The following is an 11,904-nucleotide window of genomic DNA, read 5'->3' on the forward strand; positions in this document are numbered from 1 at the left end:
AGGGATGCTATGCCAAGAAAACCTATCATCGCAATCACGATGGGCGATGCCGCAGGCATCGGCCCTGAAGTCCTAGTCAAGGCGCTGGCGGAGCCGAAGGTGAACGAGCTGTGCAGGCCGCTGGTCGTCGGCAAGGCCTGGGTGGTGGAGCGCGACCTGAAGTTCACGCGCGCGCCGCTCAAAGTGCGCCGGGTGGACGCGCCGTCAGAGGCGGAGGCGGACGCGAACACGGTGGACGTGCTTGACGTGGGCGACCTGAAGTCGGAGGACGTGACGATGGGCAGGGTCTCCGCCGCGGCGGGGAAGGCCTCCGTCCAGATGATCGAGAAGGCGGCGCGGCTGGCGATGGAGCGGCGCATCTCCGCCATGACGACGTGCCCCATCAGCAAGGAGGCGCTACACCTGGCGGGCGTGCAGGAGATGGGGCACCAGGAGATCCTGGGGCGCATCGGCGGGTCGCGGGACGTGGCGACGATGCTGATGACGAGGGGCCTGCGGGTAGTCCACCTGAGCACCCATAAGCCCCTTGCCGAGGCAGTACGCCATGTGACCAAAGAGAACGTTCTGGCGCGCATCAAGCTGACGGCGGAGTCGTTCTCCCGGTGGGGGATGGACAGGGCGCGCATCGCGGTTGCGGCGATCAACCCCCACGGCGGCGAGGGCGGGCTCATCGGACGGGAGGAGATCGAGCAGATCGCGCCTGCGGTGGAGGCGGCGAAGGCGGCGGGTATAGACGCGCGGGGGCCCTTCCCGGCCGATTCGGTCTTCTACCGCGCGGCGGGCGGAGAGTTCGACGTGGTTCTGGCCATGTACCACGACCAGGGGCACATCGCGATCAAGACGCTGGACTTCGAGAGCAGCGTGACGGTGAACCTGGGCCTGCCGTTCATCAGAACGTCCGTTGACCACGGGACGGCTTATGACATCGCGGGGAAGGGCGTTGCCAAGCACCGGGGCCTGGTGAAGGCGATCGAGGCGGCGGTGCACCTGACGACGCGCCGCATCTCGGCGACGGCGACGTAGGGGCTATTCGAAGACGCCTTCGCCCCTGAGGGTCTCTAGCTCAGTCTTGGTGAGCCCCGCCACTTCGCCCAAAATGGCCTCTTGGTCCTGGCCGAACATCGGCCCGTAGCGATCGGGGCGCGCCGGAGTTTCCGATAGGATCCAGGGCGGGCGCACGGGGTGTGTGGCTCCCAGCTTTGGGTGCTCAACGTCCCAAAAGATGCCGCGGGCCTTGCTGTGGGGGTCGTGGAAGATCTCATCGGCGGGCAGGGAGGGCATGGCGGCGACGCCGGCCTGCTGGAGGGCGCGGGTAAGCTCCCAGGCGTCCTGATCGCGGGTCCACTGGGCCAGCAGGGCGTCCAGGGCGTCCTGGTTGACGGAGCGCAGATAGGCATCGGCGAAGCGCTCGTCCTTCGCCCAATCGGGCCGCTTCGCCACATCGCACAGGGCCTGCCACTCCTTGTCCGTCTGCACCGCGATGCTGATCCATCGGTCGTCGCCCGTGCAGGGGTAGCAGTTGTGGGGGGCCATGATGTCGTCGCGGTTGCCGCGGGTTCTCGCCAGGCGTTGGTTCATGAAGTAGTCCATGAAGATATCGCCGACGTTGCTGCTGATGATCTCGCGGGAGGCGATATCCACGTGCTGGCCGCGCCCGGTCTTGCGACGGTGGTAGAGGGCCGTCATCATGGCAAAGGTGATGCCGGTGCCGAGGCGCATATCGGAGGAGTCCCATATCTCGGTATCGGGCCCGCCCAGGTGGCCGGTGATGTGGGCCATGCCGCCCAGAGCGCCGAAGGTGGTGGCGTAGCCGCCCAGGTGGTTCTCCGGCCCCTTGGCGCCGCTGGTGGAGGCGGAAACCATGACGATATCCGGGCGCACCTTGCGCAGGGTCTCATAGCCGAGGCCGTTGCGGTCCATGACACCGGGGCGGTAGTTCTCCAAGACGGCATCGCTCTGGGAGATGAGCTTGAGGGCGAGGTCGCGGCCCTTGGGGTGGGTGATGTTGAGCCGGATATCGCGTTTGTTGATGCTCACATCGTTGAAGTTGGGGGAGGCGTTGATATCGGCAACGGGGGTGTAGAAGCCCCGGCGGGCGATATCCGGACTGCGGGAGGATTCAATCTTGATGACCTCGGCGCCGAGCATGGCCAGGTAGAGGGTGCAAAGGGGGCCCGCCGCCGCCCAGGAGAAGTCCACGACGCGGATGCCGTCGAACGGTCGTTTGTATTGGGGAGTCGGCATCAGATGACCCCGTTCGAGCGAAGGATGCCCAGCTCTTCGCCGGTGAGGCCGATGCGCCCCCCGAGGATTTCCTTGTTGTGCTCGCCGAGCTGGGGGGGCGGGTGGCGCAAACGCCAGGGCGTCTTGGCGAACTGATGCGCCGCCGTGGGAATCGTGACCTTCCCGGCGACGGGATGGGCGATCTCCTGGAAGTAGCGCCGGAATCTAATCTGGGGCGAATCGGCCACCTCTTTCGCGGTGGCGAATGGGCCGACGGGGACGCCAGCCTCGATGCACTTATCGAAGATCTGCTGCTTGGTGAACCGGCGGCTCCAATCGGCGACGATGGCGTCGAACTCCTTGCCGTTCCGCACGCGGTCTGGGCGCGTATCGAAGCGAGGGTCATGGGAGAGATCGGGGCGTTCCATGACCTTTTCCGAGAAGAGCCACCACTGTTTGTCTTCCGAGGGGCGCAGGGCCACATAGCCGTCGCTCGTGGGGTAGAGGCCGCCGAAGTAGTAGTTGCGGGTGGCGCGGCGGTAGACCTTGTCTTCCGTGAGGTAGGTGACGAACAGGACGCGGTTGAGGGCGATATTCGCCTCCTGGCGGGAGGCGTCCACATGCTGGCCCACGCCGTGGAGCTCGCGGGCCATGAGGGCCGCCATGGCGCCCACGGCCGCCGCGATGCCGCCATCGTAATCGCCGGCGTGGCCACCGATCTTCACCGGTGGGCCTTCCGGCTTCATGCGATTGGCGTAGCCGCCGGGGAGGACGTAGCCCTCGCTGCCGGCGTGGGTGATGTTCAGGTTGTGGGCCTTGTATTCGGCGTAGGGGCCGGTGTGGCCGAAGGGCGTCACGGAGGTGACGATAAGGCGGGGGTTGAGGCGGCGGAGGGAGGGGTAGTCTATGCCAAGCTCTTTGGCTTCATCGGCTGTGCGGTCGTGGATGAAGAGATCGGCCTCTTTAAGGAGCTCCAGAAGGATATCGCGACCGGCGGGATCGTTGAGATTGAGGGTGACGCTCTTCTTGTTGGTATTGAGGTAGATGAAGAGGCCGCTCTTTTCCGGGTGGGGGATATCGCCGGGGTAGGGGCCGCGGGCGCGCGAACTATCGCCGTGAAGAGGCTCCTCCACCTTGACGACTTCGGCGCCCATATCGGCCAGGAGCTTGGCGCAGTATGGGGCGGAGACGAAGGTGGCAAGCTCGACGATTTTCAGGCCGTCAAGGGCGGTTGGCTGAGGCGTGTTTGGCATGGGGAGAACTGTTCAGGAAATGCGGGCACAGTATAGCAAGGGAGCGAACCGGATGCAGGGGTGAATCAGCGCGCCGTACGGCGGGACGGCGTCATTCGGAGACAAGGCAGAACTCATTGCCGTCCGGGTCGGCACAGACGATGAAGTACGTCCCGCTTTTCGTATGAACGTGCCGCGCCAACCGTCCGCCAAGGGCCTCAACTTGCTTCAGCGCCCTTCCAGCATCGCCGACTTCTACGTCCAGGTGAAGGCGATTCTTGATGCGGCGCTTCTTTTCCGGGACCTCTTGGAGCACCAGGCTGATGCCTGAGCCGGGATAGAGCGCCGCGCGCCGGAACTGCGGCTCGTAGGAAGGCCCGAAGGTGAGCCCGGTCACTGCCGACCAGAAGGCCTGCCCGCGCTTGATGTCGCACACATCTATCACGATGGCCTCTACTCTGCCTATGGGCCGTTTGGCGACCATTGACGTTACTCCATCTCTCCCCAGGTGCGCCCCTGCTTCAAGTCAACCTTAAGCGGCACGTCCAGGTCCAGGGCGGTGGGCATGAGCTCCTGGGTCAGGGCCTTCATCTTGCCCAGCTCGTCCAGGGGCGTTTCGAAGATCAGCTCATCGTGGACCTGGAGGATCATTCGCGAGCGCATCCTCTCCTTGTCCATCCGCGCCTGGAGGCGGATCATGGCCACCTTGATGACATCGGCGGCGGTGCCCTGGATGGGATGGTTGACGGCCATGCGATCGCCGGCGGCGCGCACCTGGGCGTTGGCGGCGTTCACCTCCGGGATATAGCGGCGGCGTCCCAGGAGCGTCTGCACATAGCCCTTCTGCTTCACTTCCAGCTTGGTCGTGTCCAGGTATTCCTGGATCTTGGGGTACTTCTTAAAGTACTCGGCGATGATGGGGGCCGCCTCTTCGCGGGACATCTCGGCGCGGGTGGCAAGGCCGAACTCGCCCATGCCGTAGAGGAGGCCGAAGTTCACCACCTTGGCGAAGCGGCGCTGATCGGGCGTGACCTCCTTGAGGGGGACGTTGAAGACGCGGGAGGCGGTGGAGGCGTGGATATCCTCGCCGCGCTGGAATGCCTCCACAAGAGCCGGGTCTTTGCTAATGTGGGCGAGGACGCGCAGCTCGATTTGGGAGTAATCGGCGGAGAGGAGGGTCCAGCCCTTCGGCTCGCCGACCACAAAGGCGTCGCGGATGCGTTTGCCCGTCTCCGTGCGGACGGGGATGTTCTGCAGGTTCGGGTCGCTGGAGGAGAGACGGCCCGTTGCGGCGACGGTCTGGCTAAGTGTGGTGTGGACGCGGTGGGTCTTGGGGTGGACGAGCTGGGGCAGGGCATCCACGTAAGTGGATTTGAGCTTACTGACCTCCCGGTAGTCCAGGATGTGGCCGACGACCTTGTGGAGCGGCCGCAGGGACTCCAAGACCTGGGCGTCCGTGGAGTAGCCGGTCTTGGTGCGTTTGGACTTGGGCAGGTTGAGCTTTTCAAAGAGGAGCGCCGAAAGCTGTTGCGGCGAGCCGAGGTTGAACCGCTCCCCTGCGCTCTGATAGGCGGCCTGCTGGATCTCCTCCAGCTTCTGGGCGATCTCCTCGGACATCTTTTTCAGCATGGGCGAGTCAATGGAGATGCCCCAGCGCTCCAGCTTCGCGAGCACGGGGAGAAGGGGCATCTCCACATCAAAGAAGAGCTTGGTCAGCTCCTTTGCCGCGAGCTCTTTTTCGTAGACGGGCCAGAGGCGCGCCGCCATGTCCGCCTGGGCGCAGGCGAGGGCGCTCATGCGCTCGATATCGGTGTGGGCGGCGGTGACCTGCTTCGCGCCGGTGCCCAGGAGGTCGCTTGGCGCGGGGATCTCCTCGGCCAAGCGCTCGAAGGCCTGACCCTTGATGGTGAGGTTCTTTGCGCCGAGGAGGTAGGCGGCGATGGTCACATCCAGCGCGAGGCCGTGGAGAGCGAGGCCGTTGTTAGCCAGGACGATGACGGCGTACTTGCCATCGTGGGAGAGCTTTTCGACTTTCGGATTCTCCAGAACCCCCTTGAGCTTGGCGAGGACTTCGTCCACGGGGAGCTGGTTCGCCATGGCGTGTCCCACGGGCACATACCACCCCTTGCCGGGAGCGGCGCTGAAGGCCAGGCCCACAAGCTCCGCCCACATGGGCTGTTCGCTTGTCCCGATGATGTTGAGGCTGAATCGCTTGGCGGCCGCCAGCTCCTTGGCGAGTTTTTCGAGCGCGGCTGCCGTATCCACAACGGCGTAGGAACGGTCTTTCGCAGGGGCGGCAGGAGCGGCGGCGGACGCCTGGGCCTCTGCGCCGTTCGCACCGGGGAGCCGGGCCATGAGGCTGTTGAACTCCAGCTTCTGGAAGACCTCAACGGCCTTGGCGCGCTGGTAACGGTCGGCGCTCATGGCCTCTCTCTCGAAGGCAACAGGGGAATCGGTCTTGATGGTCACCAAGACCACGTTCTCCCTGACTCGCTTTTCGTGCTGCCGCACCAGCTCGCGGATGCGCGGCGGCTCCACTTTCTCGATGCTCCTATAGAGGCCGTCTATCGTCTTGAACTCTTGCAGGAGCTTGGCGGCCGTCTTTTCGCCGACGCCGGGGATGCCGGGGATGTGGTCGGAGTCGTCGCCTTTGAGGGACTTATAGTCAATCATCTGGTGAGGCTCCAGCCCATAGCGCTCGCGGACCTTCGCCTCATCGTAGATGGCGGTATCGCCCTTGCCGCTTTGGTAGCGGACGCGCACCTGGGGCGAGACGAGCTGGACGGTATCGGTATCGCCGGTGAGGATGACGGTGTCTATGCCCTGCCGTTCCGCCTGGCGCGCCAGGGTGCCGACGATGTCATCGGCCTCGTAGCCGTCCTTCTCCAGGATGGGGAGGCCGATGGCCTCCAGCACTTCGCGGACGCGGGCGAACTGGGAGGTCAGCTCATCAGGCGCGGGCGGGCGGCCAGCCTTGTAATCGGCATAGAGCTTGTCGCGGAAAGTGGGGGCGCGCGTATCGAAGGCGATGGCCCAGTAGGCGGGCTTCACATCTGCCCAAGCCTTGAGGAGCATATTGACGAAGCCGAAGACGGCGCCGATGGGCTCTCCGGTAGAGCGAAGGTTGAAGGCGGCCTGCGGCGCGAGGGCGAAATAGGCGCGGTAGACCATGGAATGGCCGTCTATGGCCATGAGGACAGGCCGCGCCAAGGCGTCAGAGGGTGGCTTTTCGGGCATGGGTCACCTGCGGGTGGGCGTCATGAGACGCGGGCATTATACACCCAGAGAGGGTCAGCCAAACCGGGAAAACGCGGATTACCGGCGCTTGGCGCGGGCCTTGGAGCGCTTGGGCTTCGCGGCCCGGGCCTTCACGATCGTCCGCTTCGCCTTCTTGGCAGGCTTCGCCTTGACGATCTTGCGCTTGGCCTTTTTGGCCGCCGGGGCTTTGGCCGGAGCGGCGGACGCGACCTTGTGCTCGCTGACGAACTTGAAGGTCTTGACCTGGATCGCTTCGATGTGGGGCCAGACGTTCATCTGGGGAGACTTGGTCCGCATGTGGGCGAAGGCGGCCTCCGGGTCGTCCCAGTCCGTCTCGTAGATAGCCAGGTAGCGCGCCTCGCCCGGGTCAAGGACGGGCTTGGTGTTCACGAAGCGCTTCGCGGCATAGTAGGAGCCGGTGCCGCAGACTTCGCCCAAGTGGATATCGTTGTACCACTTGTTGAAGTCCTCTTCCCGGTCCGTGGCCTTGTTGTTCACCAGCACCATCAGCACGCCGGTCGGTCGCTTGTCAGCCATGGCAGCCTCCCTTATTTCTTCTTTTTCGCCGTTTTGCCTGTCTTCTTATTCGTCTTCTTGTCTACCTTCACCGGTCGCTTCGCACCCTTCCCCTTGGCCTTCTTTTTCGGCTTCGGCGCCGGGGCCTCCAGCCGGCCTGTTATGGGTATCCAGTTCTTCACATAGAGCGTGTCCAGGCCGGGCCACATATTGAAGGTGGGTGTCAGCTCCATGAGCTTCTTGAACGCCTCCTTCGGCTCCGGCCAATCGGTCTCGTAGACGGCCAGGTAGCGCGGCTCGCCGGGCTTCTGGTTCGGGTTGGTATAGCGCACCGCCGAATAGAAGGTTCCTGTGGCAAAGACCTCCGGCAGGTGGGTCTTGTTGTACCACTGGTTGAAGGCTTCCTCAGAATCGGGCGTGGTGTTGCTGACGTGCACCACCATGAAACCGGTCGGCTTGCGAGCCATAACGCTCCTTTAACTTGATCCGCTTATAGGTCTGAACGTGCATGATATCGAGAGTGTCGCTTGTGTATGTGGTGCCTTGGGCGCGGCGCGCGTTCATGCCGGCTCGCATGCGGGCGAAGGTGCGCTCCGGGTCGCGGCCGGACATATCGTACACCGCCAGGTAGCCGGGGTCGCCGGGCTGGGGCGAGGTGTTCTTATAGCGCCGGACCGTGTGCAGGCCGGGGGCGTTTGTCTCCAGAACGTGGGGGATGTGGACGCCATCATACCAGCGGTTGAACTCCTCTTCGCGCACCGGGTCTTTGCAGCGGGTCAGCACCAGAAGGAGGCCGGTAACCGGCGGGCGGGCCTGCCCTTTTGACGAAGGTCTTTTCCCGGCATGTTTTGCCTTCATCGCTTCTTCGTCCTCGCTTGCGCATTGAGACCTGGGTTGACCGCGCTGTTCACCGGCAGGCCGAAGAGCCGCCGGGCGTTGCGGCTCAAGATATTCGCTTTATCGCGCTCGGGCAATGTTGAGTTGAGGATCGCCTCAAGCATCGGCGGGCGTCTGGGCGAGCGGTTGAAGGGGTAGCTGGAGCCGCTGCTGAAGGCGAAACGCTCGGAGCCGAACTTCCGGATGAAGCGCTCGACTGCGCCCCAGGGAGCGCGGTTGCCCAGGTCCCAGATGATGTTGGGCGTGTGCTGGGCGATGTGCAGGACTTCGTGGGCCTGCTCGTAGGCGTCAAAGCCGTCCATCGCCAGGAAGAGCATCTCCGAGAACTCATAGGCGAGCTTCTGCAATCGCCAGGGGGCCTCCATCTTGGACTCCGGGTTCGTGTGGACGATGGGCGCCATCTTTAGCTGGGCCATGCGCTTGAGGACGGGGCGCATCCACCGGTTGTCTATGTAGACGCCCTGGAGGCGGCTGTGCCAGCTAAAGCCGTTGAGCTTGAGCTCGGCGTGGCAGCGCTCAAGCTCCTCCAGACTGCGCTCGCGGTGGGTGGGCTCCAGGATGCCCAGGGCCATGGGGTAGTGCAGCGGATCCAGGGCTCGGTAGCGGGCGATGGCGTCGTTTATCCGCATCGTGTCGCGGATGCCGTCGGCGCGCATGTAGCTGTGGGCAGGCTGGATGACAGCCCAAGAGACGCCGGAGGCATCCAGGGCGGGCGATCGCCACTTGATGTCTTCTTCCGGGGTGAGGAGCCTGCCGTGGCCTTCGTAATCGCCTAGGGCGTCGCTCAGTTCGCCGTAGTGGTGGTGGACGTCTATGACTTCAAGGCGCGCCATAAGGTGACCCCGTGGAAAGTGGCGCACAGTATATCAGGGCATATCAAAAGAGAATGGAAGCCTGCCAACCGGCAATATTGAATTAGGTTCAAAACTTCTTCACAAGCATAGCGTCCATAGGCTAACTGGGTGGTGAGGCATTCCGGCACGGAGAGGCAGGTCATGCCTGCGCTCTTTTACCGCCCTTTTTGTGGGGAGGCGAATTGACGACACGCAGCAGCAGCGTCACCTCGTTCGAACAGCGTGTTGGGCAAGTGCTCGTGGAAGGCGGGTTCATGAAGGCTGACCAGTTGCAGAAGGCGAAGCAACTGGCGGAGGAGAAGAAGACCGGCCTTCTGGACACGCTGGTTGCCCAGCGCATGGTCTCCCGTGAGACGCTGGTCACCGTCCTGAGCTTCCAGCTGCGCATCCCCATCGTTGACCTGAAGCATGTTGAGGTGGACCCGGAGGCGCTGGCCCTTATCCCAGAGGACTTCTCCCGGAAGAACCAGATCCTGCCGGTGGGTTTTGACACAGACGGTTCGCTGCGCGTCGCGACGATGATGCCGAACGACTTCGCCCTTTCGACGCAGCTTTCGTCCATGACAGGCCGCCAGATCAAGTTCGCCCTTGCGCCTGGCGGCGGCCTGAAAGAGCTGATTGACCGCACCTATGCCGTGAAGTCCGGCGGGCTGACGGCCCCCGTGCCTGCGCCGCCGGGCGGGGTAGCGCCTGCGCCGGCCGCCGGGCGAGCCATCGCCACCGTCACGGAGACGGGTGCGGTGGTGGGCGGGGAGCTGAGCGCGCTCTCCGCCATTCAAGCGGTGGAGACGGTGGCGCTGCAGGCGGTGAAGCGCCGCGCCTCGGACATCCACCTGGTGCCGACCTCCGATTCGTCCAAGGTCCTCTTCCGCATAGACGGCCAACTGCAGAACGTGGCGGTACTGCCGCTGACGCTCCATGAAAGCATGGTCTCCAGGATCAAGGTCCTGGCGAACATGGACATCTCGGAGCGGCGGCGCTCCCAAGACGGGAGCTTCAGCCTGAAGTTCGGAGAGAAGACGGTGGACTTCCGCGTGGCCACCGTGGGCATGGCCTGGGGCGAGATGCTGGTAGTGCGCATCCTGGACCGCTCCGGCGGCCTCGTGACGCTGGAGGACATCGGCCTGGACTCCAACTCGCTCCATACCTGGCGCCAGTTGATGACGCTTCCCTACGGGATGCTCCTGGTCTCCGGCCCGACCGGATCCGGCAAGACGACGACGCTCTACGCCTCCATCGCAGAGCTGGTGAGCAGCCGGGGCAACATCATGTCCATTGAAGACCCTGTGGAATACCGGATGGAGACGATCAACCAGATCGAAGTGAACCGGCAGGCGGGGATCACCTTCGCCACCGGCCTGCGCTCTATCATGCGCATGGACCCCAACGTCATCCTCGCCGGCGAGATCCGCGATAAGGAGACGGCCCACACGGCGGTGGACGCCTCCCTCACGGGCCACTTGGTACTCGCCTCCATCCACAGCAATGACGCCGCCTCATCCATCGTGCGCCTGCTGGACCTGGGCACAGAGCCCTAACTGGTGGCGACGGCTGTGGTGGGCGCGCTGGCCCAGCGCCTTGTGCGCAAGGTCTGCCCCCACTGCGGCGTGCCCAGCGACCTCACGGCCACAGAGGCCATGGCCTACGAGCAGGAGATGCAGGAGCCTGCGCCGCAGCTGCCGCTGGGCCAGGGCTGCAACTTCTGCGGCAACACCGGCTTCCTTGGGCGCACGGGCGTCTTTGAAGTTCTCACCGTTTCAGAGCCGATCCGCAAGCTGGTGGCCGCCAACGCCAGCGGCCAGCAGATCCGCGCTCAAGCGCTGGCGCAGGGGATGGTTCCGCTGCGGCGCGCCGGCATGCTCAAGGCGAAGGCGGGCGTCACCAACGTGGGCGAGGTCCTGCGGAAGGCCTTCTTCATCGATTAGCGGCCACCTAAGTCTATGGCGACCATTGACTACATCGCATATACATGACGGGCAAGCGGGTGCGCGGGCGGCTGGATGCCGAGAGCGTGGATGCCGCGTACGAGACGTTGCGGCGCGAGGCCCTTGTCCCCTATAAGCTCGCCCCGGTCAGAGAGCGGCGCACCTCCTACGTCAACCTGGCGCCGGCGCTCTTCAAGCCCACCACCCAGAACCTTGTGGACTTTCCCACACAGCTCTCCGCGCTCTTGGGCTCCGGCGTGCCGCTACGTCGCGCCCTGGAGACGCTGAAGAACGAATCGCCGAGCCCCGGTCTCAAGTACGCCCTTGCCACCGTGATCCGGGACATCGAAGGCGGCCAGCGCTTCTCTGAGGCGATGGAAAAGCACACCACGGTCTTCTCCGCTTCCTACATGCGCCTTATCAAGGTCGGCGAGGCCACGGGCGGCCTGCCGCTTTCGCTCCAGCGCATCGGGGCCGGCCTGCGGCAGCAGAAGGGCGTCCAGGATAAGGTGCGCGGCGCCTTAAGCTACCCCATCATCAGCCTGCTCATGGCCCTTGTGGCGGGCGGCATCCTCATCGTCTACTCCCTGCCCCAACTGATCGAGTTGCTCGATGAATTCGATTCAAACCTCCCCCTTGCGACACGGATGCTCAAGAATCTCACCGAGTTTCTGAACCAGTGGTTCACCACCATCGCGATCGCGGCCGCAAGCATCGCCGCCCTCGGCTGGGTCTACGGCAAGACCGAGCGCGGCGCCTACCTGCGCGACCGCCTCCTGCTACGCGCGCCTGTTCTGGGAGGCGTCATCCTGCGGAGCAATATGTTCTCCCTTACCTCTGACCTGCCCCCAGACTTTGTACCACTCGCTATATTAGTCCGGCGGAACTGCTGAACGCCAGTCGTGGCAACATCGCCTCAGGCGCTGGCGGGCGGTAGCCGAGGGCGCTGTGGGGCCGGACCTCGTTGTAGATTCGCCTCCACTGTCCGAGGAGCACCTC

Annotated in this window: 13 protein-coding genes; 4 read left to right on the forward strand and 9 right to left on the reverse strand. The window is 64.3% G+C overall.

The genetic code is table 11. From position 1 onward, the window contains the following. Window positions 1-9: 9 nt before the first annotated feature. Complete coding sequence (gene pdxA / locus FJ039_08720) at window positions 10-1,023, forward strand: 4-hydroxythreonine-4-phosphate dehydrogenase PdxA (protein MBM4406244.1); 1,014 nt, start codon at window positions 10-12, stop codon at window positions 1,021-1,023. A 3-nt stretch (window positions 1,024-1,026) separates the two neighbouring features. Here the strand turns inward: pdxA and FJ039_08725 are convergent, their stop codons facing one another. The 8 genes from FJ039_08725 to FJ039_08760 form a co-directional block, all read right to left on the reverse strand. After that, entirely contained in the window at window positions 1,027-2,244 is a 1,218-nt protein-coding gene (locus tag FJ039_08725; protein ID MBM4406245.1) for a CoA transferase, read from the reverse strand. Beyond that, window positions 2,244-3,476, reverse strand: coding sequence for a CoA transferase (locus tag FJ039_08730; GenBank protein ID MBM4406246.1), 1,233 nt, complete (start codon window positions 3,474-3,476; stop codon window positions 2,244-2,246). Before FJ039_08730 ends, FJ039_08725 begins: the two co-directional genes overlap by 1 nt. Before the next feature lie 91 nt (window positions 3,477-3,567). Next, window positions 3,568-3,939, reverse strand: coding sequence for a VOC family protein (locus FJ039_08735; GenBank protein MBM4406247.1), 372 nt, complete (start codon window positions 3,937-3,939; stop codon window positions 3,568-3,570). 5 nt (window positions 3,940-3,944) lie between these two features. Beyond that, window positions 3,945-6,692 carry a DNA polymerase I gene (gene polA / locus FJ039_08740; GenBank protein ID MBM4406248.1) on the reverse strand — a complete coding sequence of 916 codons (2,748 nt, stop codon included), beginning with the start codon at window positions 6,690-6,692 and terminating at the stop codon, window positions 3,945-3,947. Window positions 6,693-6,770: 78 nt separating this feature from the next. After that, the gene (locus FJ039_08745) at window positions 6,771-6,971 is read right to left on the reverse strand and encodes a hypothetical protein (GenBank protein MBM4406249.1); all 201 of its coding nucleotides are present in this window, start codon (window positions 6,969-6,971) and stop codon (window positions 6,771-6,773) included. A 290-nt stretch (window positions 6,972-7,261) separates the two neighbouring features. Then, complete coding sequence (locus FJ039_08750) at window positions 7,262-7,696, reverse strand: hypothetical protein (GenBank protein MBM4406250.1); 435 nt, start codon at window positions 7,694-7,696, stop codon at window positions 7,262-7,264. Then, complete coding sequence (locus FJ039_08755; GenBank protein ID MBM4406251.1) at window positions 7,635-8,087, reverse strand: hypothetical protein; 453 nt, start codon at window positions 8,085-8,087, stop codon at window positions 7,635-7,637. Before FJ039_08755 ends, FJ039_08750 begins: the two co-directional genes overlap by 62 nt. Then, complete coding sequence (locus FJ039_08760; GenBank protein MBM4406252.1) at window positions 8,084-8,959, reverse strand: hypothetical protein; 876 nt, start codon at window positions 8,957-8,959, stop codon at window positions 8,084-8,086. Before FJ039_08760 ends, FJ039_08755 begins: the two co-directional genes overlap by 4 nt. Before the next feature lie 203 nt (window positions 8,960-9,162). Between FJ039_08760 and FJ039_08765 the strand changes: the two genes are divergently transcribed. Genes FJ039_08765 through FJ039_08775 form a run of 3 tightly spaced genes read left to right on the forward strand, consistent with a single transcriptional unit; the run spans window position 9,163 to window position 11,798 of the window. Next, the gene (locus FJ039_08765) at window positions 9,163-10,518 is read left to right on the forward strand and encodes a type II/IV secretion system protein (GenBank protein ID MBM4406253.1); all 1,356 of its coding nucleotides are present in this window, start codon (window positions 9,163-9,165) and stop codon (window positions 10,516-10,518) included. A gap of 3 nt (window positions 10,519-10,521) precedes the next feature. Further along, window positions 10,522-10,905 (forward strand): hypothetical protein, encoded by a 384-nt coding sequence (locus FJ039_08770; GenBank protein ID MBM4406254.1) that lies wholly within the window; start codon window positions 10,522-10,524, stop codon window positions 10,903-10,905. Between the two features lie 44 nt (window positions 10,906-10,949). After that, on the forward strand, window positions 10,950-11,798 hold the full coding sequence (locus tag FJ039_08775; GenBank protein ID MBM4406255.1) for a type II secretion system F family protein: 849 nt from the start codon (window positions 10,950-10,952) through the stop codon (window positions 11,796-11,798). Here the strand turns inward: FJ039_08775 and FJ039_08780 are convergent. Next, window positions 11,773-11,904, reverse strand: a 132-nt coding sequence (locus FJ039_08780; GenBank protein MBM4406256.1) for a transposase, incomplete at its 5' end; no start/stop codon positions are given. The genes FJ039_08775 and FJ039_08780 overlap by 26 nt on opposite strands.

The sequence above is a fragment of the Chloroflexota bacterium genome, from assembly GCA_016875535.1.
Classification (GTDB): Bacteria; Chloroflexota; Dehalococcoidia; order SHYB01; family SHYB01; genus VGPF01.

Bases quoted from the DNA above. Each gene is read 5' to 3' on its own strand.
- pdxA (MBM4406244.1), top strand. From the start codon at position 10: ATGCCAAGAAAACCTATCATCGCAATCACGATGGGCGATGCCGCAGGC.
- FJ039_08725 (MBM4406245.1), bottom strand. From the start codon at position 2,244: ATGCCGACTCCCCAATACAAACGACCGTTCGACGGCATCCGCGTCGTG.
- FJ039_08730 (MBM4406246.1), bottom strand. From the start codon at position 3,476: ATGCCAAACACGCCTCAGCCAACCGCCCTTGACGGCCTGAAAATCGTC.
- FJ039_08735 (MBM4406247.1), bottom strand. From the start codon at position 3,939: ATGGTCGCCAAACGGCCCATAGGCAGAGTAGAGGCCATCGTGATAGAT.
- polA (MBM4406248.1), bottom strand. From the start codon at position 6,692: ATGCCCGAAAAGCCACCCTCTGACGCCTTGGCGCGGCCTGTCCTCATG.
- FJ039_08750 (MBM4406250.1), bottom strand. From the start codon at position 7,696: ATGGCTCGCAAGCCGACCGGTTTCATGGTGGTGCACGTCAGCAACACC.
- FJ039_08755 (MBM4406251.1), bottom strand. From the start codon at position 8,087: ATGAAGGCAAAACATGCCGGGAAAAGACCTTCGTCAAAAGGGCAGGCC.
- FJ039_08760 (MBM4406252.1), bottom strand. From the start codon at position 8,959: ATGGCGCGCCTTGAAGTCATAGACGTCCACCACCACTACGGCGAACTG.
- FJ039_08775 (MBM4406255.1), top strand. From the start codon at position 10,950: ATGACGGGCAAGCGGGTGCGCGGGCGGCTGGATGCCGAGAGCGTGGAT.